The 23,238-nt window shown below is 67.9% G+C and carries 21 protein-coding genes; 7 read left to right on the forward strand and 14 right to left on the reverse strand.

Annotation, left to right across the window (positions count from 1 at the left end):
• The 7 genes from M0638_RS21285 to M0638_RS21315 form a co-directional block, all read right to left on the reverse strand.
• Positions 1–867 (reverse strand): cation transporter (locus M0638_RS21285; RefSeq protein WP_248668983.1); only part of this gene is annotated, 867 nt, incomplete at its 3' end.
• Between the two features lie 105 nt (positions 868–972).
• Positions 973–1,899, reverse strand: coding sequence for a cation diffusion facilitator family transporter (locus tag M0638_RS21290; protein WP_230453430.1), 927 nt, complete (start codon positions 1,897–1,899; stop codon positions 973–975).
• Positions 1,900–1,994: 95 nt separating this feature from the next.
• Positions 1,995–2,372 carry a hypothetical protein gene (locus M0638_RS21295; RefSeq protein WP_230453431.1) on the reverse strand — a complete coding sequence of 126 codons (378 nt, stop codon included), beginning with the start codon at positions 2,370–2,372 and terminating at the stop codon, positions 1,995–1,997.
• A gap of 66 nt (positions 2,373–2,438) precedes the next feature.
• Positions 2,439–5,684, reverse strand: a complete 3,246-nt coding sequence (locus M0638_RS21300) for an efflux RND transporter permease subunit (protein ID WP_239406460.1) — start codon at positions 5,682–5,684, stop codon at positions 2,439–2,441.
• 13 nt (positions 5,685–5,697) lie between these two features.
• Positions 5,698–6,936, reverse strand: coding sequence for an efflux RND transporter periplasmic adaptor subunit (locus tag M0638_RS21305; protein WP_239371386.1), 1,239 nt, complete (start codon positions 6,934–6,936; stop codon positions 5,698–5,700).
• A complete protein-coding gene (locus tag M0638_RS21310) occupies positions 6,936–8,258 on the reverse strand; it encodes a TolC family protein (RefSeq protein WP_239371387.1) in 1,323 nt (440 codons plus the stop codon). The genes M0638_RS21305 and M0638_RS21310 overlap by 1 nt, the downstream gene beginning before the upstream one ends.
• A gap of 89 nt (positions 8,259–8,347) precedes the next feature.
• A complete protein-coding gene (locus M0638_RS21315; RefSeq protein WP_248668984.1) occupies positions 8,348–8,713 on the reverse strand; it encodes a hypothetical protein in 366 nt (121 codons plus the stop codon).
• Between the two features lie 163 nt (positions 8,714–8,876).
• Here M0638_RS21315 and M0638_RS21320 point away from each other — a divergent pair, with 163 nt between their 5' ends.
• Positions 8,877–9,329 (forward strand): MerR family transcriptional regulator, encoded by a 453-nt coding sequence (locus tag M0638_RS21320; RefSeq protein WP_230453389.1) that lies wholly within the window; start codon positions 8,877–8,879, stop codon positions 9,327–9,329.
• 616 nt (positions 9,330–9,945) lie between these two features.
• On the opposite strand, the gene M0638_RS21325 is transcribed toward M0638_RS21320, so the two are convergent.
• From M0638_RS21325 to M0638_RS21335, 3 genes are all read right to left on the reverse strand, one after another.
• Complete coding sequence (locus M0638_RS21325) at positions 9,946–10,218, reverse strand: hypothetical protein (RefSeq protein ID WP_230453390.1); 273 nt, start codon at positions 10,216–10,218, stop codon at positions 9,946–9,948.
• A gap of 72 nt (positions 10,219–10,290) precedes the next feature.
• Positions 10,291–11,166 carry a DUF932 domain-containing protein gene (locus tag M0638_RS21330; RefSeq protein ID WP_230453391.1) on the reverse strand — a complete coding sequence of 292 codons (876 nt, stop codon included), beginning with the start codon at positions 11,164–11,166 and terminating at the stop codon, positions 10,291–10,293.
• A gap of 151 nt (positions 11,167–11,317) precedes the next feature.
• Positions 11,318–11,566, reverse strand: a complete 249-nt coding sequence (locus tag M0638_RS21335) for a hypothetical protein (protein ID WP_126281748.1) — start codon at positions 11,564–11,566, stop codon at positions 11,318–11,320.
• Positions 11,567–11,770: 204 nt separating this feature from the next.
• On the opposite strand from M0638_RS21335, the gene M0638_RS21340 reads away from it, so the two are divergent.
• Positions 11,771–12,502: a ParA family protein gene (locus tag M0638_RS21340; RefSeq protein ID WP_230453392.1), complete on the forward strand. Its 732-nt coding sequence runs from the start codon at positions 11,771–11,773 to the stop codon at positions 12,500–12,502.
• Positions 12,499–12,801: a hypothetical protein gene (locus M0638_RS21345; protein ID WP_075822881.1), complete on the forward strand. Its 303-nt coding sequence runs from the start codon at positions 12,499–12,501 to the stop codon at positions 12,799–12,801. Before M0638_RS21340 ends, M0638_RS21345 begins: the two co-directional genes overlap by 4 nt.
• A gap of 54 nt (positions 12,802–12,855) precedes the next feature.
• Here the strand turns inward: M0638_RS21345 and M0638_RS21350 are convergent, their stop codons facing one another.
• Genes M0638_RS21350 through M0638_RS21365 form a run of 4 tightly spaced genes read right to left on the reverse strand, consistent with a single transcriptional unit; the run spans position 12,856 to position 15,189 of the window.
• Positions 12,856–13,122: a hypothetical protein gene (locus M0638_RS21350; RefSeq protein ID WP_230453393.1), complete on the reverse strand. Its 267-nt coding sequence runs from the start codon at positions 13,120–13,122 to the stop codon at positions 12,856–12,858.
• Positions 13,123–13,154: 32 nt separating this feature from the next.
• Entirely contained in the window at positions 13,155–13,754 is a 600-nt protein-coding gene (locus M0638_RS21355) for a hypothetical protein (protein ID WP_230453394.1), read from the reverse strand.
• Positions 13,751–14,668: a zeta toxin family protein gene (locus M0638_RS21360; RefSeq protein ID WP_239371124.1), complete on the reverse strand. Its 918-nt coding sequence runs from the start codon at positions 14,666–14,668 to the stop codon at positions 13,751–13,753. The genes M0638_RS21355 and M0638_RS21360 overlap by 4 nt, the downstream gene beginning before the upstream one ends.
• Positions 14,669–14,682: 14 nt before the next feature.
• Complete coding sequence (locus M0638_RS21365) at positions 14,683–15,189, reverse strand: hypothetical protein (protein ID WP_248668985.1); 507 nt, start codon at positions 15,187–15,189, stop codon at positions 14,683–14,685.
• Between the two features lie 334 nt (positions 15,190–15,523).
• On the opposite strand from M0638_RS21365, the gene M0638_RS21370 reads away from it, so the two are divergent.
• The 4 genes from M0638_RS21370 to M0638_RS21385 are packed head-to-tail and all read left to right on the forward strand — an operon-like array spanning position 15,524 to position 22,921.
• Positions 15,524–15,826 (forward strand): hypothetical protein, encoded by a 303-nt coding sequence (locus tag M0638_RS21370; RefSeq protein ID WP_230453396.1) that lies wholly within the window; start codon positions 15,524–15,526, stop codon positions 15,824–15,826.
• 12 nt (positions 15,827–15,838) lie between these two features.
• Positions 15,839–20,491, forward strand: coding sequence for a MobF family relaxase (gene mobF, locus M0638_RS21375; RefSeq protein WP_248668986.1), 4,653 nt, complete (start codon positions 15,839–15,841; stop codon positions 20,489–20,491).
• Positions 20,472–21,812, forward strand: a complete 1,341-nt coding sequence (locus tag M0638_RS21380; RefSeq protein ID WP_248668987.1) for a hypothetical protein — start codon at positions 20,472–20,474, stop codon at positions 21,810–21,812. Before mobF ends, M0638_RS21380 begins: the two co-directional genes overlap by 20 nt.
• Complete coding sequence (locus M0638_RS21385; RefSeq protein WP_230453399.1) at positions 21,812–22,921, forward strand: hypothetical protein; 1,110 nt, start codon at positions 21,812–21,814, stop codon at positions 22,919–22,921. Before M0638_RS21380 ends, M0638_RS21385 begins: the two co-directional genes overlap by 1 nt.
• Positions 22,922–23,238: the final 317 nt, after the last annotated feature.

Genomic DNA, 23,238 nt, shown 5'->3' on the forward strand with positions numbered 1-23,238 from the left:
GCCATCGCAGGGCACGCGGTCGCCGGGGCGGACCAGGACGAGGTCGCCGACGGAGAGCTGGTCGGAAGGCACCTCCTCGGTGGAGCCGTCCGCCCGCAGGCGCCGCGCCGTCCGAGGCATGAGGTTGGCCAGGGCCTTGATGCCCGCCCGCGCCCGCCCGGCCGCCACATTCTCCAGCAGCTCACCCAGAGCGAACAGCAGGACGACCACGGCAGCCTCCTCGGCTGCCCCAATGACGGCGGCGCCCGCCGCAGCGGTCACCATCAGGGTCTCGATGGAGAAGGGTGTCCCGGCCCGGGCCAGGGCGAAGGCGCGGCGGCCGAACGGAACCAGGGCCACGAGGGTCGCGGCCAGGAAGAGCGGGTAAGTCAGCCGGGCGGGAAGAACCAGCGACAGGGCATAGGCGCCGAGGACCAAGGCGCCGAGCAGCCAGACCAGGCGTGCCTTGCCCGTGGCGTACCAGGGCTTCGTGGCATCGGCCGGATTCTCGTGGTCGGCATGTGAATGGCCGAAGGTATCGCCGTGGCCATGTTCGCCGTGATCGTGGTCCGCTTGGTCATGCCCGGCATGGTCACGCTCCTCCGCGGCATGGGCGTGACCGTCAGCAGGAGCCACGACATCGTTCGCCGGGAGCGGCCGAGCCGTGTAGCCGAGACCTGCCAGCGACTGCTCGATGGTGGTGGCGTCGGACGCGCCTGGCTCCAGCCGGACCGTCAGACGCTCCGCGATGAGGTTCACCGAGACGTCCTTGACGCCTGGAAGGCGGGTGACCGCCTTCTCCACCTTCGCCACGCAGGAGGCGCAGTCCATGCCCTCCACGCGCCAGGACACGGACTGCCCCTGGCTGCCGTTCCGTGTGCCGTCCATCTAGCGACCTCCTGCTGACGGCTTCTGAGATGGGACCTCCAGTGGCTGGAGGTTCAAGAGAGAATTTGCGGGCCGCCCTGGGGAAACGCCCGCCAGGGTCACCCGTCAGTGGCGGTGCCCTGCTTCCGCGGCGCCCCAGTTGTCCGTCGTGGTGCCCCCGTGGGCGCCCGCCAGCTCGGCCTGGACTGTCGCGTGGGTGATCCCGAACCTCGCGGCCAGCATGGCGCCCAGCGCATCCTCCAGGCGGTCCTCCCGGGCCAGGGAGGGCTCGACCACCACGTGGGCCGACAGGGCCACCTTGCCGCTGGTCAGGGACCAGACGTGCAGATCGTGGATGTCTCGCACCCCCGGCGTGTCCCGCATCGCGGTCTCGACGGCATCCAGATCGATGCCGCGAGGCACGCTCTCCAGCAGCACGTCGATGGCCTCGGACAGGAGGGTCCAGGTGCGTGGAAGGACCCATAGGGCGATGCCGATGCCGAGCACCGGATCCACCCAGGTCCAGCCGGTCGCCCAGATGACCGCCGCGCCGACGATGACAGCGATCGAACCCAGGAAGTCGCTCCAGACCTCCAAGTAGGCGCCCTTCACGTTGAGGCTGCTCTCGCTGCCGCCCGCGAGCAGGCGCATGGAGATCCAGTTCACCAGCAGGCCGAAGGCGGCGACGGCCAGCATGCCGACGGTGCCGACCTCGGCGGGCTCGCGGAAGCGCTGGTAGGCCTCGTAGAGGATGTAGATGGCCACCAGGAACAGCAGCGAGGCGTTGAATGCGGCTGCCAGGATCTCGAAGCGGTGGTAGCCCCAGGTCCGGCGCCTGTCCGCCGGGCGGCGGCCGATGCGGATGGCGACGAGCGCCACGGCCAGGGCTAGCGCGTCGGTCAGCATGTGGGCGGCGTCGGACAGGAGCGCGAGGCTGTTGAAGACGTAGGCGCCCGCCACCTCGGCGAGCAGAAAGGCGCCCGTCAGGGCGAGTGCCTTCGTGAGTGCCGCGGAGTTGGCGTTGCCCGCCCCGTGGTCGTGACCTTGTCCCATCGGACCTCCGCGTGCATTCGGCCGCCGATCCTGTTGAGCGGCGTGGTGCCAGGCGCCTCGCCAACGTTCGGCAAGGCGCCCGGGCCAGGGAGACCTCAGAACCGCGCCTGTCCGCTGCGCCCGGCCGGGTTCTTGATCTGCAGGGTGACGGAAGTCCCGCGGGCAACGGGGGTCGCCGCCGTGCCGGTCATCGTGTTCTCCGCCCCCGGGGCGAGCTGGACCACCTGACGGGACTGGCCAGAGCCGACCAGGGCCGAAGCCGTGTACCCGGCCGAGGGAACCGGCTTTCCGGCCTCGTCGTAGAGATGGACCGTCAGGGTCCGTTCGGCGGTCAGCAGCTCGGCGTGGACACCCACCACGTCCTGCATCTTCCCGCCGTGCGGGCCCTGATCGCCGTGGCTGTGGCCCTGCTGGGCCATGGCGCCGGTGGAGAGGGCGGCGACCGCGATGGCGGCGAGGATGGTCCTGCGCATGTCTGGATCCTTCTGGAAGGTTGGTCAGTTTCCGGGAGCCGCCCGGGAGGACGGCTCCCGGCACGCTCACTCGGCCGGGGCGTGCCCGGCCCCGACGGGGACGGACTCCTCGGCCGCAGGGACCTGCACCCGCCCGAACCGCACGTAGAGGGCGGGCAGCACGAGCAGGGTGAGCAGGGTCGCAGTGATGAGGCCGCCGATGACGACGGTCGCCAGCGGCTTCTGCACCTCCGCCCCGGGGCCGGTCGCGATCGCCATGGGTACGAAACCCAGGGACGCGACGAGCGCCGTCATGGCCACGGGCCGGAGCCGGGTCATGGCGCCCTGGAACACGGCGTCCCGCAGGGACAAGTGGCCGCAGAGGATGAGGTCTTTGATGGAGGTCGCCATCACCAGTCCGTTCAGTACCGCCACGCCGGAGAGCGCGATGAAGCCGACCGCGGCGGGCACGGAGAACGGCATGCCCCGCAACCACAGCGCCAGCAGCCCGCCGGACAGGGCGAGAGGCACGCCGCTGAACACGACCAGCGCGTCCCGCACCGACCCGAGCGCCGCGTAGAGCAGCACCAGGATCAGCAGGAAGCAGGCCGGGACTACCACCATGAGCCGCTCGCGCGCCTTGGCCAGGTTCTCGAACTGCCCGCCCCAGGTGATGGCGTAGCCGGGCGGCAGCTGCACCTGCTCCGCGACCTTGGCCTGGGCCTCGGCGACGATGGAGCCGATGTCGCGGCCCCGCGCATTCGCCTGGACGACGACCCGGCGCCGCCCCTGCTCGCGGCTGATCTGGTTCGGCCCCTCGACCACGCGCAGGGTCGCGACCTGCTGGAGCGGCACCGATGCCGCAGGACGCCCGGCCACAGGCGGCAGCGGGACGGGCAGGCTCCGCAGCGTCTCGAAGTTCCCCCGCAGGTTCTCGGGCAGGCGCACCACGATGGCGAAGCGCCGGTCGCCCTCGTAGACCATCCCGGCCTCCCGCCCGCCGATCGCCGTCGCCACCACGGCCTGGACGTCGGCGACGCTCAGGCCACGACGTGCCACCTCGGCCCGGTTCACCGTGATCTCCAGGAAGGGCAGGCCTGTCGCCTGCTCCACCTTCACGTCCTCGGCGCCCTCGATGCCGTTCAGGATGTTGGAGATCTGCCCGGCCACCTGGAGCATCGGGCCGTACTCGTCGCCGAACACCTTCACGGCGAGGTCGCCGCGCACACCCGCCAGCAGCTCGTTGAAGCGCATCTGGATGGGCTGGCTGAACTCCAGCGCGTTGCCGGGGATACCGGCCACAGCCTGCTCGATACGCTGGACCAGCTCCGCCTTCGGGAGGGACGGGTTGGGCCACTGGTCGCGCGGCTTGAGGATGATGAAGGTATCCGAGGCGTTCGGCGGCATCGGGTCGGTGGCGACCTCGGCCGTGCCGGTCTTGGAGTAGATGACCTGCACCTCGGGCAGCCGGGAGATCCGCCGCTCCAGCACGGACTGCATGGCCTGGGACTGCTGCAGGGAGGTGCTGGGGATGCGGAGCGCCTGCATGGCGAGGTTGCCCTCGTCCAGGGTCGGGATGAACTCCTGGCCCAGGCGTGAGAACAGGGTGAGCGACCCCAGGAAGAGCATCGCGCCGATCGCGATGACGGGGATGGGCTTCCGCAGCGCGCGGCCGAGGACGGGGGCGTAGGCCCGCTTCAGGGCACGGACGATCGCGACGTCCTTCTCCTGCACACGCCCGGTGATCCAGATGGCGATCAGGGCCGGGACGAGGGTCAAGGAGAGGATGAAGGCGAAGACCAGGGCGATGATGACGGTCATCGCCATGGGGATGAACATCTTGCCCTCTACCCCGGTGAAGGTCAGGAGCGGTGCGTAGACGAGGATGATGATGGCCTGCCCGTAGAGCGAAGGCCGGATCATCTCCTTGGCGCTGTCCGCCACGGTCTGGAGGCGCTCCGCGACGGTCAGCAGGCGCCCCTTCTCGTGCTGGCGCTCGGAAAGGTGCCGCAGGCTGTTCTCGGTGATAATGACGGCGCCGTCGACGATCAGGCCGAAGTCGAGCGCGCCGAGGCTCATCAGGTTGGCCGAGATGCCGCCGCGCACCATGCCGAAGGCGGTGAACAGCATGGTCACCGGGATGACCAGGGCGGTGATGATCGCCGCCCGGATGTTCCCGAGCATCAGGAACAGGATGACGATGACCAGCAGCGCGCCCTCGCCGAGGTTCTTGGCGACGGTGTGGATAGTGGCGTCCACCAGGATGCCGCGGTCGAGCACCGTAACCGCCTCGATCCCCCGCGGCAGGGTCCGCCGGAGATCGTCCACCTTGGCGTGGACGGCCTCGGCAACGACCCGGGAGTTCTCGCCGAGGAGCATGAGGGCGGTGCCGACCACCATCTCCTGGCCGTTGCCGCTGGCGCTGCCCGTCCGCGGTGCCTGGCCGATGGAGACGCGGCCAACGTCCCGGAGCAGGATGGGCACCCCCTCACGGGTCGCGACCACGACCTGCTCCAGCTCCGCCACGCTCGTGACGCGGCCGCCGGACCGGACGACGAGTCCTTCGCCGCCCCGCTCCACGTAACCTGCCCCGGTGGAGACGTTGTTGCGCTCGATGGCCGTCGAGAGGTCTGCGAAGCTCAGGCCCAGGGCGATGAGGCGGGCCGGGTCGGGCTGGACCACGTACTGCTTGGTATAGCCGCCGATGGCGTCCACCCCCGCGACTCCCGGCACGTTCCGGATCTGCGGCCGGATGATCCAGTCCTGGACCGTCCGGAGGTAGGTCGCGCGGTCCGCCTCCGTGGCCAGGCGCTCGCGCTCAGGGGTCAGATAGCTGCCGTCGGCCTGCCAGCCAGGCTGGCCATCCGGCACGACATCGCCCTGGCGGCGGGCTGCGAAGTTCACCGTCCACATGGTGACTTCGCCGAGGCCGGTGGAGACGGGCCCCAGGCGCGGCTCCACCCCTTCTGGCATGGCTTCCCGCGCCTCGATCAGGCGCTCCAGCACCTGCTGGCGGGCGAAGTAGATGTCGGTGCTCTCGCTGAACACCGCCGTGACCTGGCTGAAGCCGTTGCGGGAGATGGAGCGCGTGCTCTCCAGCCCGGGGATGCCCGCCAGCGCCGTCTCGATCGGGAAGGTGACCTGCTTCTCGATCTCGTAGGGCGAGAGCGAGGGCGCCAGCGTGTTGATCTGGGCCTGGTTGTTGGTGATGTCGGGCGTTGCGTCGATGGGCAGGCGCGTGAGCGACCAGGCGCCCACGAGGGCCGCGATGAAGGCCAGCAGCAGCACCGTCCAGCGGTTGCGGACGGAGAAGTCCAGGATGGGTCCGATCATGTCCGGGCGGGCCTCAGTGCGCGTGCCCGGCTTCGGACTTGCTCAGCTCGGCCCGGAGCACGAAGGCGTTGCCGATCGCGACCTCCGTTCCGGCGTCCAGCCCGAAGATGATCTCGTAGCCCTGCGCGTCCTCGCGCCCGGTCTCGACCTCGCGCAGCTCGAAGCCCTCCTCGTTCCGCACGAAGACGACCTTCTTGCCCTCGACCTCCTGCACCGCGTCGCGCGGCACTAGGACATCGACGGCCTGCTCGGCGGTAGCGAGATGGGCGGTGGCGAAGCCGCCCGCTCGCCAGTTGCCTTCCGCGTTCGGGATCTCGGCAACGGCCCGCGCCGAGCGCGTCTCGGGATCCAGGACCGGGCTGAGAAAGATGATCTTGCCCTCGGCCCTGGCATCGCCCTCGCCGGTGATCATGATTGTCTGTCCCTGGCGGGCCAGGGGCAGGTCACGAGGTGGGATGGTCAGCTCGACCCAGAGGACCGACAGGTCGGCGACCGAGAACACCTCGGCGTCGGCAGCCACCGAGGCTCCCAGCACGGCGTTGCGGGCGGTCACCCGGCCAGCGAGCGGCGCCCGCAGCTCGAGCCTCCGCAGCGTCGCGGCGGGCTGACGGGCCAGCGCACCGATCTCGGCATCGGTCAGGCCCAGCGCGGCCAGCCGGGCGCGGCCCAGGTCGACCTTGATGCGAGCCTCCTCGGCCGCGGTCCGGGCCTGCAGGAACTCCTGCTCGGCTGAGATGCGCTGGCGCCAGAGGCGGGTCTCCCGGGCCAGGGTCGTCTCGGCCAGGGCGGCGGACCGGGTGGCGGCCAGGAACTCGCCCTTGGCATCCGCCGCCTCCCGGCTTTCCAGCACGGCCAGCACGTCGCCCGTGCGAACCTCGTCGCCCAGGGTCTTGCGGACCTCGGCGACGATACCGCCAAGACGGGCGGTGACGCGCGCCTGCCGGTCCTGGCTAGCGGAGAGGACGCCGGGAACGGCGGCGCGGCTGACCAGCGTGCCGCCCCCGACAGGGACGACCCGAATGCCCGCAGCCTCGATTCCCTCGGCCGTCATGGCGATGTGGCCCTCCTCACCGTGGCCTTCGCCCTCGGCGTGGCCGTGGCCATCGCCCTTGGGGGCAGCGGCACGGGCGGCTCCGGCGGGGGTGGACTGCATCCCGAGGAGGCTGCGCGCGGTGTCGGGGATGGACGGATAGACGACAGCCAGGGCCAGGCCGCCGATCGCGGCGCCCGCCATGAGGGTCATGCGGAACATCAGCGGACACTCCCGTTCGGGGCGTTCACGGGCTGGGGGGAGACGGCGGGGAGATCGCCGCGGAGGCGCTGCACCTGCGCGCGGAAAGCGTGGAAGGCCTGGATGCCCTCCACGAGTTGGGCGCGGGTGTCCGAGAGAGCCCGTTGGGCGTCCAAGACCTCCAGGAAGCTGAAACGCCCCTCGCCGTAGCCGAGGGTGGCAAACCGGGCGGCCTGCTCGGCGGAGGGGAGCGCGGTCCGGCGCAGCGCCTCCACGGAGCGCCATGCCAGGGCGAGGCGCTGCTCGGCGGCGACGAGGGTGGCGACCAACACGCTGCGCCCGCGCTCAGCCTCCGCCTCGGCGCGGGTCAGCTCGGCCTGGGCGCGGGCGATGCCGCCCTGGTTGCGGTCGTAGAAGGGGAGCGGGATGGAGGCACCCGCGACGAAGGCCGTCTCGTTGCTGTCGCCGAAGCGGCGCACGTCCCCGGAGATGGTCACGTCAGGAACTGCGGTCGCACGCTGGAGGGTCAGGTTCGCCCGCTGCTGGGCAATGGCCGCCTCAAGCCGGGCCAGCTCAGGGCTGCCGGAGAGGCGAGCCAGCGGGTCCGCCGGGACCGGGCGGCCGGGATTGGGACCGATGTCGTCGAACCAGGGCTGCCGGGGGGCGATCTCGACCCGCGGCACGCCGATGAAGACCGCAAGGTCCGCCAGGGCTATGTCCACCTCGCGCTGGGCACGCTCGGCAGCGATGTCGGCCGTGGCACGGACCACCTCGGCCCGCTCGGCCTGGAGCAGCGGGTCGCGCCCCGCCTCGACCCGCGCACGGGCGGCACGGAGTGTCTCGGCCGCCAGGCGGGCGCGCTCGCGCTCCACGCCGACCAGCCGCCGGGCGGCCTCGGCGGTGGCCAGGGCGGTCACCACCTCGCGGGCGATCTCCAGGCGGGCGCCGGTGAAGTCGAGCACCGCGACCTCTCCGCTCCGGGCGGCGAGATCCATGCGGGCCGACCGCTTGCCGCCCAGCTCGATGCGCTGGGCGAGGCCCACCGTGCTTTCCAGGGTCCGGAACGCCCGGTTCTCTTGGCGGCCGCCGAACCCGCCGAAGTTCTCGAAACTGCCCCTCAGTTCCGGGTTGGGCCGGAGCCGCGCCTGGAGGGCGTCCGCCTGGACGGCCTGCCGGGCAGCCCCGGCACCCCGGAGGGCTGGGGAAACGGTGAGCGCGGCCTCAACGGCCTGCTGGGGCGAGGTGACGGTGAGGGACGCCACGGGCGGACGGGCGTCCTGCGCGAGGGCCAGGGCCGGGACGACGGCGAGAACCGCCGCGAGCCGAATAACGCTGAATGACATGAAGGCACCTGGAAAGACGGACCACGAACGGGCCGGGTACCGCCGCCCTCAGGGGTGGGCGGGCCGGACCAGCGGGAATGCGTGTTCCGTCAGGCGCGTGGTGGTCTGGGCGGCAGTTCCGTCACGCCGGACAGCAGCACCCGGTTAGGTGCGGGGACCGGCTTGAACTCCGGATGGACGACGGCAGGGGCCGCGGCCGCAAGCACCGGTGGGAGCGGCGTCACCTTACCGCATAGGTGGTGGGCGGCGTGGCACGGCAGGGCATCCGGCCGCAGCGGCTCGTCGCCCGGGCTGCCGCTCGTGAGCACGATCTCGACCTGCCCGGCCGGGGCCGGAACCGTCGAGGCCCCTGCGTCCGTCGAGACCGCCACGGACAGAAGCATGAGCGCACACATCATCACCGAGAGACCTCGGCGAAGGATCCTGGCGGCCAGCGATGTCGGCAGGGCGAGCATGCTGGGCCAAGTCTAACGCCTCTGTAATCCGGTGTCATCGGGTGACGGGTGGACATCTTGTCTCACCACTCCTGTCCGTCATGCAGGGCGAGCCAGGGGGCAGGGCGGAACATTGTCACTGAATCCCCATATCCTCCGGAATGGCCCTGATCGAGGAGACACCATGGCGAGGCTGACGATCGGCAACCTGTCGCGAGAGACCGGGGTGAAGGCGACCACGATCCGCTGGTACGAGGCCGAGGGCTGGCTGCCTCCTCCCGCCCGGACCGAGGGCGGGCACCGCTCCTATGGGGATACCCACCTCCGGCGGCTCGGCTTCATTCGCCATGCCCGCGAACTCGGCTTCTCCATGGAGGACATCCGCTCCCTGCTCGCCCTCGCCGACCGTCCCGGGGCCGACTGCTCGGCAGCACACGCCATCGCCATGGCCCACATCGCCGAGGTGGACGCCCGGATGAAGCGCCTTGAGGCGCTGCGATCGGAATTGCAGCGGATGGCCAGCCAGTGCGTGGGCGGCCACGTGGAGGAGTGCCGTATCATCGAGACACTGGCCGACTTTGGGCATGGGCACTGTACTGTCCCCATACATGGGGAGCCGGCGTCACGTCTGGGCTGAGCGATATATCGTTACGATGTCGTGGTAGTATCGATGGATCGAGGACGGCAGGCCGGCGAAGCCGGCCGGGCGAGTGGAGCGCAACACCTGATCTTTTCAGGTTCGGCCAAATTACGACTCTGTATTATCGTCCTTCACAGTGCCGCCCCGCCATCCTGGCGGCCAAGGCATCGCAGCGTGCGCTTCCGCGACGCGGCGCAGCGCCGCCGCCTCCTCGTCAGATAGGGGCCGTATGCCACGGGGATAGCGCACCCACTCCCCCCTATCGCACCCCATCTGGTCAGAAAACTCGCGTAGCTCGGGCGACAGCGGCGCATGGACCGCTGCCAACCCCTCTAACCATCCGCCGAAGTCGTCGCGGATCTCGTGCCGCCCGTTGGCCATCTGGCGCACCGCCGCTTGCCCCACGTTCAGTCGGCGTGCGAGGCCGCGCTTGGTCCAGCCGATCGTTTCCAGGCACTCGGCGAAGCGGGATGGGGACATAGCCATACGGACGGTAATGACCCGACGACGGCACCGGCCGCAACGTAGAAGGCCGCCCGGAGGCGGCCAGCGGCGAAGCACAGAGCGGGGCAGCGAGGGCGGGCCGAAGCCTGCCCGCACCACCTTGACGCGGTCACGACGAGCCCCCAGCGGCGCCCGGTGTAGCACGATAGGGCGGGATCGCCGCGGCGGCGCGCACGGCCGCGCGTTCGGTCAGCATGGCCAGCAACAGCGCCTCGCTCTCACCGTCGATCAGGTTGCAGATGATGGCGCGGCCGGCGGCATCCTCGACCACGGCAAGGAGGTAGGCGGGATCTTCTGAACTGGTGCCGAGCGCCAGGCCGTTGCCGGCGTCGTCATTGAGTACGAGCGAAATGCCCAGGATAGGCAGAGCGTGGAAATCCATAGTGCGGAGCTTTCGACGGGGTGGCACGCAAGGGCGGAAGGAAGGGCGGGGATCGCTCCCCGCCCCCACTGGTTAGGCGGCGCTCTTGAGGGCCGCCATGCGCTCGCCCAGCATCCACAGCGCCCGGTTGAGCTTCACGTCCTGGTCGATTCCCGTAACCTCGCGCGAGGTGATGCGGCGCCGGCGGTTGTTACCGTCCCTGCCCCAAGCCTGGAGGCCGCCGCGAATGGTGTTTTCCTGCACCCGGTTAAAGGTGCTCCACAGGTCCGCGCCCGTGTCCGCCGCCCGGCGGGCGGTGAGGAACTGTTCCGCCTGAATTGGGGAGGCGACGTTGCCCTCCTCGTCTCCGAAGCGGATCACGCGGGCGGCTTCCGCAAGGATGTTCTGTTCCTCGCGATTAAGGGCGACGCTGGCCGAGGCATCAGCGGCCTCAATGGCCTGGCGCGAGGCGCCGAGGACCTCGTAACTGCCCTCGATCACTTGGCGCACTACGTCGCCCTTGTGCGGCACCTTTACCGAGCGTTCCGGCCCGTCCGACACCACCATCCCATTGAGGCAGGCGAGGCGGAACACGCCTGCGGTGACGTGGTAGGCGCTGGTCCCATCGTGGGAGTTGATGAGCACGACTTCCGGAAAGGTCATGCCGACGCGACGCGGCTGGCTTGCCTGACCCTCGTGGCGGAAGCGGATCAGGTGCTTGGTGTGGCCGCTGCGGTCGGCGTCGCGCGGGCGGGTCTGCCGCGCCAGCACCGGCACAAAGCCTTCGCGTCGCAGACCCGCGATTACGTCCGCTGTCGGGATATAGGCGTAGCGCGCGGAGCGGGAGGAATGGGCCTCTGTCGCGAAGGCAGACGGGGCGAGCTGCATTAGCTCCCCGTCTGACAGTGGGTTAGCGCCCATCGCGGCGCGGGTGGAACCGAAGGAACGAGAAGAACGGAAGAACGTCATGCGGAGCGCCTTGCTCTAACCGCCGAAGCGAAGCGCCTCGGCTGAGAGGAACATTACCCCGACCCAATCCACCGGTCAACGTTTTTAAATTAAAAAATTCATTTATATAGTAACGGGTCCGTGACCTTGTCTGTTGCGGCGGCGTAGGGTTCTACGCCGCCGGTGTGCTCTCGTTCTTGGTGGCAATGCTGGCCGCGATCATGCCTGCGATGATGGCTTGCGGCGTGACATTGCGGCCCGTCTCCATCGAACGACGGGCGCTTTCCTCTGTGAGGGCGAGCAGGTGCGCGCGCGGAATACGGAGCGTCAGTTGCGCCATGTCACCGCCGGCCGGGCGGCCAGGGCGGCGCTTGACCGGGGTGCCAGTGGCCTTGGCGTCGGGGCTAGAGCTGTCTGACATACTGGGATCCTGGAGAACATTCATGGTGGTTGATAAATTAAAAAACTAAACAACCACGATGCCCTCGGATGGGGAAGGCCCTACTGAGATGTCCAGCGCCAAGTGTACAGACGTAATACGCTTTACGCATGGCGACGTACGTTGTAGTCAAGCCGTATTGACGCTTGCTAACTTGACGCACGGCGTCATGCGGTTGGAGCCACCATGTCGATCATCACTGTTGCCAGCTCAAAGGGTGGGCCAGGCAAGACAACGCTGTCCCAGATCATCGCGGGCACCCTCGCGGCGCGGGGGGTGAGCGTTGCCGTGCTCGATGCCGACCCGACTGCCGGCCTGTCCCGATGGGCATCCAGGCTCTACGAGGGAGCCGCCTTTGTCTGCCACCACGAACCGGATGAGGCGAAGCTGGCCCATTTGATCCATCGGATGGCCCAGGAGGCTGAGGTGGTAGTGGTGGACACAGCTGGCTTCGGCAACCGTGCCGCGACCGTTGCCATGACGGCGGCAGACGGGGTGCTGATCCCCATGGTGCCGGGGGAGGGCGACGTGACCGAGGCCGCCCGCACCGTTGAGCTGGTGGCCGGCGTTGCATCGGCAGCCCGCCGCGAGATACCTGCCCGTGTTGTTCTCAACCGCGTGCGGTCCTCGACGGCACTCTCCAAACACGCTGCGGCCGAGGCAGCGACCCTGCCAAAACTAGCCGCCTCCCTGTCTGACCTAGTGGCCTATGGGGAAATGGGCTTCTCAGGGCGGATGCCAGCTGGGAAGGCGGGAGCAGAGGCGGCAGCCCTGGTCGACGAGCTGCGGGAGCTAGGGTGGCTGCCGGGCAATCCCTCAGCGACTGGAAAGAAGAAGACGCCGAGCGCCAAGTTACATGGCGTAAAGGCGAAAGACGTAAAGACGAAAGCCGTAAAGACACAGGAGCCGCACCGTTGAAGGGCCTCAAGAGCACCAGGCCAGCGCCGCCCATTTCCCCTGACGAGATGCTACGGGCAGCCGGCGAGGCCGCACCGCAGCAGCCGCCGGCCATTGCCCAACGCCAGGGCGACGACAAGCCGGCTGTCCTGTCTGTCCGGATGACGGAAGGTACCTTGGAAGCCCTGGCCCGCTTCGCAATCGAAAAGGGCACGACGCAGCGGCGCGTGATCGCGGAAGCCCTGGCCAAGCATGGCGTGCAGGTATCCAGCCATGACTTAGAGGAACGGCCCCAGCCCAGGCGCCGTGGGCGGGGTTAGAACCGCAAAGCCGTCTTGCGTAAAGCAGTAATACGCAAGACAGCTTGGCGCTTGTCAGTCATAGTCATTCCACATGCGGGAAATGCGCGCGCGCAGCCCAAGGCAGAGCATCCCAACAGCCCCACCACCCCAAATCATGCCAAGCGCCTCCCAGAGCGGTTGCCCCGCGTCGAGTGCGGAGCGGATGCCGAGGAGGCCCGCGAAGGCGCATACGATGCCCAGGAAGCCCATCACGGCCAGCAAAACCCTCGCTGGTCCCCGCACCAGGTAGAGCAGCGGGGCGAGCAGCAGCCAGGCAGCGGCGCGGAGTGCAGAGCCCACCCCGCGGATCGCCCGTGGGAAAGGCGCCGCCACTACGAGCGTGGCCCCGCCGGCGCCGCCGGCGGTGGAGCCTCATCCAGCCACAGCGGCACGGCGCAGGCCCGCCGGCCAGCGGCATCGGCCCAAACCGCCCGCCCCTCGCAGCGCGACAGGAGGCCTACAAGGTCATTGCGGCGGATGGCGTCGGCCCATGCCCGAGCCGAGGCCGAGCCGTCCGACAGCGCGGCGCGGATAATGCCCGTGGCCTCGCGCACGTCCGCCGCCTCCGTCGATCTTCCCCACAGATAGCCGCCGCCCAGCGCGCCCAGCAGCAGCACCGCCGCCCCGGCGCCCGACAGCACGGCCAAACGCCGGGACTGCGCGCCGGCCTGGCGCACGAAGTCGGCCCGGCATGCCTTCACGAGCTGGCGCGTCATCTCGGCCTGCGCTGAAGCGTCCAGCGGCTGCCGGCTAGACTCTGCGTGGTCCAGCACTTCGCCCATGGCGCCGAGGCTGGCCCCGAAGGCCTCGAGAACCGGGCCGAGCGGGTCGCCCTCCAGTTGCGCCTTCGAGGCCGCGAGGCGCAGATCGGCCCGCGCGCGGCCGATCGCTGCGCGCGGGTCCGAGGGCGCCGCCGCAGTCGTCGTGCTCACGGAATCCAGGACCGGATCGGCACTAGGGACGCGGCCATGTCCGCCATCCACTTGCGGACGCGAGAGCGGTCGAACGGGCCGAGAATGGCGCCGGGCTGGTCGGCCGGGGCCTGGCCGTCGCGCGCTTGGCCGAAGCGGAGCCGCTTGCCTTCGATCTCGGCTGCAACGCCCGCATCCAGCCGCGGCATCCAGATCGGCACCGCCCCGCGCTCCACGGCGGCCCGGAAAGCGCTGTGCCGTAGCACGCGGGCGAAGGCGTCCTCCCGCGGCATGGTGGGGTCGGCCAGGCCGGCGTTGAGGATCAGCGCCGTGGCCTTGGGCTGAAAGCCCTGCGCCTCGTAGCCGGCCAGCACGCTCAGATCATCGACGCGTGGGGATAGGGTGTAGATCGCGACTGGATGCACGCCGGCCTCTTCCAGGCTGCCGGCCAGGTCAGGCACGTCCTCCAGCAGCTTGCCCATGCTCAGATCGCCGCCGCCCATGTCGAGGAGGGCGCTCTGCTTCTCGGTCATGACGAAGCCGAGCAATTCTTCTGCCCAGCGGGCGACACCGGTGGGATCGTTTGTATCGGGCTGCGCCACGTCGTTGACGAAGGTGGCCAGCGACCGGTTCTGCGGATCGAGCGCCGCGGCGATCGGGGCCGGCTGCCCGGAGCGGGCCTCCTCCAGGATGTAGCGCAGCAGCGTGGTCTTACCGCTGCGGCCCGGCCCCATGACGAACAGCGCCTTGGGACCGTCCCCGAGGTCTACGGCCGGCACAGTGGGCAGGGCTGCAGCGGCGCCGTCGCGAGGACGGGCCGCCGGTCCGACCGGGATCTCCCGCTCGCCCTCAATCGAGCGGGCCCGGCCGAATAGACGAGGGCTAGGCGTGGGGGAGGGGTCGGGCTGGGGCGCTACGGACGGGGTGTTCTTCATGGCTGGTACTCTGGTCATTTCAGGGACGCTGGCTTGAACCGCGGGGGCGGCTTCGGATCGAAGGCGCCTTCGGTCGGATCAAAGGCCGGGCGAACTGGTGGGGAAGGTGCCGCTGCGAGGGCAGGAGGCGCGACGGGTGGAGGAGGCGTTGGGGCGGCTGTGGGAGCGGTTGCGGGCGTGCGGGAAGCTCCAGCCTTCGCCACGGCCATTTCCGCCTTGGACCGTCGCCGTCGCTGTCCCTTAGCGTTCAGGGCGCCTGTGACGCGATGGTAGGCCCGCCGCACCGCTTCCGTTTTTGGCGGCTCGCCGTTGGCATCACGGATGCCCAGGTCGGCCAGGGTGCGGGCAATGCTGTCCCAACTCGGCCGAACCGTGTTCATCCGCTCGGTGATCAGGGCATGGTGTTGGCGCATCCAGCCGAGCAGGGGAGAGCGGCCCGGAAGCTGGCCGAATGCCTCCTGCGCCATCTTGGTCGCGGGTGGGGTGGAAGAGTCCGCCAAGCCGATCATCCGTAGTTGCAACTGCTCGGAATCCTGGCCCAAGGGAGCCCATAGGTGCAACCCCGCGTTCCCAATTAGATACGTATAAGGCACCGGTTCGACACCACTAAGAGACGTTTAAGACACATAGAGGGGACGTCGAAGGCATGACGAAGGGACAAAGACAGACAGGAACAGACAGAGTTACCCGCTGAGGAGACATGAGAGGCACAAGGAAGAGATAAACAGGACACAAGAGACGGGGGGAGGGGAGTAGAGAAGGTCACTACAGACCATTGCACCCTAGAAGGTGCTGGTCTCATCCCCGCTGAAGATGGTTAGGTGGCGCCCGACCACCGATACCGAGGACGTTGCTTTGTCAGACGCCATCGCCGCCGAGCTGGCCCGCCTCCGGGACACCGTTGAAACGCTGACCCAGGGGCTGCGGATGATGGTGGAGACGCAGGGCACCCACACCGAAATGCTGCAGGCGATCATGGAGGCGGCGACCGAAGAGGCCGGCGAGAGCCCGTTACCGGGGCTGCTGACGCAGATCGTGCAGCGCTTGGACGAGCAGACCGAGGTCCTGCACCGCATCGAGGCCGCGGCCGGCGGCAGGTCGGTGGATGATAACGGGACCCCTGCCGGCCAGCGACCGGGGCCGGCGTCACAGCAGTAGCAGGTCCGCCGGGTGCTGACCTTCCGCAAGGGCGCAGCCACCGTCATTCCCGGCGGCGCGCGGGCGATGGCCGATCACCTGATGGAGGAGACGCTATCACCCGAGGCGGTGGCGATGGGCGACTACTACACCCGGAACCGGGCGGCCGAGCTGGGGGCCGGGAAGGGACCGGACGGCGAGCCGGGACCGGAAGCGCCGCGCCGAGGCACCCGGCCGCAGCCGCGGCGGGACATGCATCCCGGCCTGGCATCGGCGCTGGGGATCGACCCGCACGGCATCCCGACCGTCGAACAGGTGAGCCAGATCCTCGCCGGCCGGCGCGCCGACGGGGACGAGCTGGTGACGAACGAGGCCGCGACCACGCGCAGCGTCAGCTACATCGACCTATGCTTCTCCGCCCCCAAGAGCGTGAGCCTGGCATGGGCCTTCGCTCCGACCGAGGCCGAGCGGGCGACCATCCTCCAGGCGCACCGAGACGCGGTCGACGCCTCGCTGCGCTACGTGTCCCGCGAAATCGGCCAGGTCCGCCGCGGCAAGGCCGGTATGGGCGGCACCGAGGCCGGGCACGTCGCCTGGATTGGCTTCGAGCACTTCACGGCCCGGGCGACCGCCGAGGTGAAGCGGCTCGACCCCAAAACCGGCGAGGTGACGACCGAGCTGCATACCCTACGGCCCGACCGTGACCCCTCCGGGGCCGGCGATCCGCAGCTCCACACCCATTGCGCGGTGCCCAACCTGGTTCTGACGGATGGCGGTCACCTGGGCGCCCTGGACCTCAAGGCCGCGCACGGGCGCATCCACGAGTTCGGTGCCTTCTACCAGGCGCAGATCGCCGCGAACCTGCGGCGCGTCGGGGTGGCGGTGGAGCTGGAGGAGCGCACCGGGATGGCCAGGCTGCCGGCCATCCCGGAGGCGGTCTGCGAGGCGTTCAGCAAGCGCACCCGCGACGGCACCGAGGCGGCGCGGGCGGAGGCAGCCAAGCGCGGCCTCGATTGGGACGCTATGACACCGGACATGCAGGTGGACTTCCTCAAGGGCGGCACGAAGGCGGCCCGCAAGAACAAGGAGGACGACCTCAGCGACTTCGCCGCTTGGCGCGGCCAGGCCGCGGCCGTCGGCTGGGAGCACCGCGGCGTCGTGGTGCCACGACGCCAAGGCGCCGGGGCGCCACGGGAGCAGAGCCGGGCGGCCCGCCTGGAAGCTGCCTATGAAGCGGCGTTGCCCTTCCTCGAAGCCGAGTTCTCCCGCGCCTCGGTCCTCAACGGGGCGGACCTGCGCGCCGCGGCGGCCCGCGCCCTCATCGCGGCCGGCATGACGCCGGGGGCGGACGGAGGCCGGGCGGACGTGGACGCCCTGACGCGGGCCATGCGCGAGCGCGGGGTGCGCCAGGATGGCCAGCTCACGGGGCTGGTGTGGGGGAGGGAGGGCGAGCGCGACGAGGTGCGGGTGACGACGGCGCTGCACGTCGCCCAGGAAGGCGAGGCCGTGGCCCTGGCCAAGGCCGCCGCGGCGGATCGCGGCCGTGCCCTGTCCCCCGCTGCCCTGGCTGCCGCGGTGGAGCGCAGCGGCTTGGACTTTGGTGACGACCACGGGAAGGCGCAGCACGCGGCCATGGTGCGCCTCGGCACGGGCGGCGCCGTGGGCGTGGCGGTGGGCGTGGCCGGGGCGGGCAAGACCGCCCTGCTGCGCCCGCTGGTGGATGCCTGGAAGGCGCAGGGCGACCACGTGGTGGGCGTGGCCATCGCCTGGCGCCAGGCCGAGCCACTGAAGGAGGCCGGGGTAGGGGATGTCGCGGCGCTCACGGGCTTCTTGCATGGGGTTCGTGCCGGTCGCCTCTCGATCGGGCCACGGACGGTGGTGGTGGTGGACGAGCTGGGGCAGGTGGGTGCCCGGCAGATGCTGGAGCTGCTGCGGCTGCGCGCGGAGCACGGGTTCCGCATCGTCGCGGTCGGCGACGACAAGCAATGCCAGGGCATCGAGGCCGGGCCGGTGGTCAACCTGATGCGCCGGGCGCTGGGATCGGAGGCGGTGCCGGAAATCCTCACCACGCGCCGGCAGCGCACCGAGCGCGAGCGCGAGATCGCCGGGCTGTTCCGCGACGGCAAGGCGGCCGAGGCGCTGGCCATGAAGCGCGCGGACGGCACGGCCGAGGCGGTGCCGGGGGGCTACGACGACGCCGTGCGACGGGTGGCCGAGCTGTGGCGGCAGCGGCGCGAGGCGAACGCCGGCGATGCGGGGTTCTCGATCAGCGTCACGGCGCCAACGAACGCCGACGCCCGCGCCGTAGCCCTGGCGCTGCGCGAGGAACGCCGGGCGATGGGCGAGCTGGGGGCGGACGTGTTCAGCATTCGCGCGACCGACCAGGCCGGCGCCACCTACAACCTGACCTTGGCACCGGGCGACCGGGTGCGGCTGTTCGACCGCCTCAACGCCCGGTTTTTCGACGGCGGCCGGGGCAACATCGGCAACAACGGCAGCGTGCTCGAAGTCCGCGATGTGAACGCGGACGGGATCGTGCTGCGGACGGCCGCGGGCCGCGACGGCGCGGTGTCGTGGGAAAGCCTGGCCGACAAGAAGAACGGCCGCACGCGGCTGGCGCCGGGCGACGTGCTGACCATCGACGCCGCCCAGGGCATCACCAGCAGCGAGCACATCAACGCCATGCCGGCGGGATCGGCGGGGGTGCAGGGCTTTAAGGGCTACACGGCCGAGAGCCGGCATAAGGACTCCGCCTGGCTCATCACCTCGGACGGGGCCGAGCGGCGCGAGGTGATGGTGCGCCGCGCCTTGGGGGATGCCCGGCCGGTGGGCGAGGGCGACGTGTGGGAGAACGTGGCGCGGAATCTGGCGCGACAGCCGGCGAAGGCGTCGGCGCTCGATTTCATGGACCGCGCCCGCGACGTCGGCCGCAGCGCCGCGCACGCCATGCAGGCCGGCTTCCGCCGGGCCGAGGCACGGGAGGCGGCCGGCGAACCGCGGGCGACGCTGGGAGCGCAGCTCCGCGACCGGCGCGACGGCCGGGCGGTGAGCCAGGCGGTGGAGCGGCTGCGGCAGGCGTTCGATGCCCGCTGGCAGGCGGTGCGCGAGCTGGCCGACCGGCTGCGGCGGGCCGGCGGGACCGTTCTGCAGCATCGTGGGCAGGAGGACCGGCGGCGGGCCGAGGGTGAGGCGGGGGCGGTGCGCGACCGGGCGGCGGACAACCAAGCGCGCAGCCGGGCGGCGATCGAGCGGCACCGGGCGCCCCAGCCGAAGCAGGACGATCAGGCGCGGCCGGTGGACGCGGCGGCCTACTGGCAGCGCACGGCGGCGGGAAGGAACGGGTCGCTACGATTGAGCGTGCGGCGAGCAGCGCAGCGCAGGCGCGAGGAGGGCGCTGTGGCCGCGGCCACGGACCGCTTGGCGCTTGCTTTGGACGAGCGCGGCGCCGTCCTAGCGGGCATGGGGCAGGGCAGGGGTCCGAAGCCCGCCCAGGCCCAGGCGGTCCAGGGGCTGCGCCAGGGTCGCGACGGGGCACAGGCCCCCGCCAGCCTCGCGGCGCTGTCTCAGGCCATCCCCGCGCCGTCCCCGGTTATCCCCCCATCCTCCCCGCGCGCCGCCGCAGCTCCGGGACAGCGTGCGGCGCCGCGCTTCACCGAGGCTGATGCCGCGGCGGACTTCGCCGTGGCCCTGCACCGGGCCGGGCTGCGCGTCGCTGGACCGGTGGAGATGGATGGGAAGATGCACAGGGTTCCTGTGGAGGGGGACCGGAAGGGGCAGAAGTCAGGAACCTACGTCGGGCATCTGGACGGTTGGCCGGCGGGCTACATCCGCAACCATAAGACCGGCACCGAGATCCGCTGGAAGGCCGAGCGGCCGGTAGTACAGATGACGCTGGCCGAGCGGGCGGCGTCCGCGGCCGAGGCCGTGGCCAGATCCGTGGAGCGGGCGCGCGAGCGACACGACACCCAAGAGCGGGCGGCAAGGATGGCGCACCGCCTATGGGCCGCGGCAGCGCCGGCCAAAAATCACCCCTATCTCGCGGCCAAGGGCGTGAAGGCGCACGGGCTGCGGCAGGACAGGCGCGGCCGGCTGTTGGTGCCAGTGCAGGGAGTGGACGGGCGGCTTTGGGGGGTGCAGCGGGTGAACGTGGACGGGTCCAAGCTGTTCCTGAAAGGGGCCAGAACTGAGGGCGGGCACGCGTTGATCGGTGGCCAGCCGGGGCCGGGGATGCCGCTGCTGGTGGCAGAGGGATACGCCACGGGGGCGACACTCCACGAGGCGACTGGGCTACCGGTGGCCGTGGCCTTCAACGCCGGGAACCTAGTGGCTGTGGCGAAGGCATACCGGGTGGCCGACCCAACGCGGCCCATCATCATCGCTGGGGACAACGACCACCACTTGCCGAGGCGGGCGGTGCCGCTGCCGAACGTCGGGAAGGAGAAGGCCGAAGCTGCCGCGGCGGCAGTGGGCGGTATTGCCGCAGTGCCGTCATTTCCCGCCGGGGACCGAGGTAGTGATTGGAATGATTCGATGCGGAGGAATGGCCCTGAACACGTCAGTCACGCGATGCAGGCGGCCCTAAAGGCGTTGATTGCTTCGCAAACCCGAGAGGCAAAGGTGCACCGGCGTGACAAGCTGGTGCAGGATGCAACGCAGAATCGCGGCGTTGCTCCACGAGCGCGCTGATCAGCTGCAAGAAGTCAATTGGGGAGCGTTGTTGGTGGCTATAGTAGGGAAAGAGCTGGCTGAGTATGCGAGCGATATTCAAACGGGCATTGGTCCATATGAAGTAAGTGATTTCGACGAACTTAGACTGCTTGGGATGGCGGGTTCGCTAGCTGTCCAACTCAGGGGGTTGCCAGAGATAGAATATGCAGTTTTGGTTAGAGTTTCAGACAGTTTGTTCAATATCCCGTCGCTTGCACTAAAGCCAGTCCTGCGCATTCTCAGCGAGGCAGGCATGGTGCGGCTGTATGAGAGTGGACGTAATATAACCAAGATCGACCCACAGGTTCCTTATTTCGAGAACGTTTACGATACGATCGGCGCATACTCGGCTTCCTCTAGTCTAACTGAAACTGAACAAGCTATGGTCGCTATCATGGCGGAGTTACAAAAGAAGCCCGAAAACAAAGATAGACTTCTCAGTAAACTCGGTATGGAGAGTTCTCTGCTCGATCGCTGCCTGATGATTGGAAATCAGAGTGGGTTAATTTCGAACCATCGTGTTCGAGGGCAAACTGTACTTACAAGTCCTGTCTACTTTGCTGATAACAATCAGGGGTTAGCTGACCTGATAGCAAAAGTGGGAAGTTCCGAGTTCGCCGATGTGATGGAAGTCATACGCCTCCATCAAGGTTGGCCGCTTAGCATGATCATATCTCAACAGAAAGTTGCTGGACGTCCTCTTACACCCGTTCAAATTGATCTTATTCAAATGCTGGCCTCCGAAAACATGCTGAAGCCACCCACAATTGAGATTGGCAAGCAAAGCGAGGTTTTTTTGTTTACTCCGCGGCCTGGGGCTGCGCGCCTTTCGCCAGGCAAAAGGGACATATATGAGCGGGCAATGGCTTTGTTGGCAGCAGTCAGAAAAGGCCAGCTTCTGCCCTTCGCTCACCCCATTAGAAAACCTGCTGTTTTGTTGCAAGCTTTTTTGAGGGACGGTTACTTGGGAGCTAATACGGAGGCCAGAGCACAATACGGCAAGGTAGCAGGAACTTTCAATATCGGCTACTTTAAGGAGACAAAGCCGTGGTGGCACCAGTTTTGGTTGCGAAAGACTGAGGAGAATATTGAGGCAGTTCAAGTCGCAATCGACTTGGCTCAAGGAGAAGAAACTAAAGTCGATATGCGAATGGATCAAGAAGCTAGAGCTCTTTTGCAGATGGATGACAAGTATGTCAGTTCCGTTCTGGGCAGCAAAGGAATGAAGGAAAGGAAGAAAATCGCCCCTAGCGCTGCTGCGAAAGAACAGTGGGATCAACTCACTCTGAGGCTTGTGTGATGGCCAGAACCGACAAGGATGTAGGCGCTAAAGCACAAGCTCTCCGCTTCTGTGTGTCAGCAGGCTTTATACCGTATTTGGAGGTTGATGTTCTAAGTGGAGTAGAACTATCCGCTTCTCCAAAGCGGCTAACCGATATCGATGTTCTTGGAGTGGGATTGCGATCTGATGGAACCGTAGGTCGAACCCTGTTCGATTGCAAAAGTGTGGGTGGGCCTGCCTTCGCAAGAGCTCTTTGGTTATCCGGACTATTAACGTTTACTGGTGGTGACGAAGGTTTTATGTTGATGGGCAAGCCAGTTGAGCGTGCTCATCGTTTGGCCGCGCGAAAGCTTAAGGTTCGGATATTTGGAGCTGATGCTTTCGACGGTTATGCATCTGCAGCAAGCGCCGAGTATAAAATTCTGAAGTCCTATGCTGGTGATATAGAAAACTGGCATCGAGTTAGGGAGACCGCTTTAAAGAATCCCGCAATTTTGGAGATTTTTGATGGAATCAACTATGAGGTTCCGTTGTGTGCTGATGCCCCAAAAGCATTCAGGCGACTAATTGCCAGCTGCCGCAAAAATAAGGGCGAGTTAAATCCCGCAAAGCCGTTGCATATGGCTACTTTTGCCGAAATTGTGCTTGCTGTTTCTATCCTTGTGGCGGTTATGATTGGTGATTTGCGTAACATCATAGAGCTTGCGGACAATGAAAAGGAATTTTCGACTGCTTTGAGATACTATGTTTGGGGTGGTCACGAGAACATTGAACTACTAAAAAGAATGCACGACCTTATCGCTGCTAATGGTTCCCCTTTGGAACAGGAATCTTCTCTGATAGCTTGGCCTCTCTTCGTGCAGCTAGTGCGCGGCATGTTGGAATCTCCCACCCAAGTTAGGAATGCATGCTTTCCTTTGCGGGATATTAGTTTGCGTTATCTTGCGGACACGAACGAAGCTGCCGATCTGCGGGTAGGAAGGCTATTCCTCGCGCCTCGTGCTCGGCAGTTTGCCAAACGTGTGAGTTCCTACGTGGCGGCAGTTTTGAAGTTGCCAAATGAGTTTGCTGAACGTCTGGGCCAAGATATCGATGATCTTGTTATGAAAGCGGAAGCAAAGTTATAGTTTCTTAAAAAGGGTGGCTGGGAGGAGCTTTCAAAAGTTACTCTTGGTATTGGAAGCAGATAGGACCGGCACGCGAGTGCCGGTTTAGGCGCGCATCCCACGTTGACGCCCAGGTGTGACAATCTGAGCTGGCGCCGCGGCGGCCGACTTCGCAGTTCGGCCGGCAGCGGCCACACCCTGCCAGTATTGTGTCGCGGCCGAGGCTTGCCCCTGCGCCGGCTTCGACGAGCTGGCGCCGGCCGCGGCGGACGCTTCCGCTAGGCGTGGTGCCGGGTGTCGGGCGCCATGGGAAACTGGACGGAGGCGACGGGGAGAAC

Origin of the sequence: Roseomonas acroporae (assembly GCF_023223525.1) — a bacterium.
GTDB classification, from domain to species: Bacteria; Pseudomonadota; Alphaproteobacteria; order Acetobacterales; family Acetobacteraceae; genus Roseomonas_E; species Roseomonas_E acroporae.

Excerpts from the sequence above, each read along its gene's own strand:
- M0638_RS21385 (WP_230453399.1), top strand. The coding sequence starts at position 21,812 with ATGGCCAGAACCGACAAGGATGTAGGCGCTAAAGCACAAGCTCTCCGC.
- M0638_RS21305 (WP_239371386.1), bottom strand. The coding sequence starts at position 6,936 with ATGTTCCGCATGACCCTCATGGCGGGCGCCGCGATCGGCGGCCTGGCC.
- M0638_RS21295 (WP_230453431.1), bottom strand. The coding sequence starts at position 2,372 with ATGCGCAGGACCATCCTCGCCGCCATCGCGGTCGCCGCCCTCTCCACC.
- M0638_RS21330 (WP_230453391.1), bottom strand. The coding sequence starts at position 11,166 with ATGACGTTCTTCCGTTCTTCTCGTTCCTTCGGTTCCACCCGCGCCGCG.
- M0638_RS21290 (WP_230453430.1), bottom strand. The coding sequence starts at position 1,899 with ATGGGACAAGGTCACGACCACGGGGCGGGCAACGCCAACTCCGCGGCA.
- M0638_RS21310 (WP_239371387.1), bottom strand. The coding sequence starts at position 8,258 with ATGTCATTCAGCGTTATTCGGCTCGCGGCGGTTCTCGCCGTCGTCCCG.
- M0638_RS21340 (WP_230453392.1), top strand. The coding sequence starts at position 11,771 with ATGTCGATCATCACTGTTGCCAGCTCAAAGGGTGGGCCAGGCAAGACA.
- M0638_RS21360 (WP_239371124.1), bottom strand. The coding sequence starts at position 14,668 with ATGAAGAACACCCCGTCCGTAGCGCCCCAGCCCGACCCCTCCCCCACG.
- M0638_RS21320 (WP_230453389.1), top strand. The coding sequence starts at position 8,877 with ATGGCGAGGCTGACGATCGGCAACCTGTCGCGAGAGACCGGGGTGAAG.
- M0638_RS21300 (WP_239406460.1), bottom strand. The coding sequence starts at position 5,684 with ATGATCGGACCCATCCTGGACTTCTCCGTCCGCAACCGCTGGACGGTG.
- M0638_RS21335 (WP_126281748.1), bottom strand. The coding sequence starts at position 11,566 with ATGTCAGACAGCTCTAGCCCCGACGCCAAGGCCACTGGCACCCCGGTC.
- M0638_RS21325 (WP_230453390.1), bottom strand. The coding sequence starts at position 10,218 with ATGGATTTCCACGCTCTGCCTATCCTGGGCATTTCGCTCGTACTCAAT.
- M0638_RS21315 (WP_248668984.1), bottom strand. The coding sequence starts at position 8,713 with ATGCTCGCCCTGCCGACATCGCTGGCCGCCAGGATCCTTCGCCGAGGT.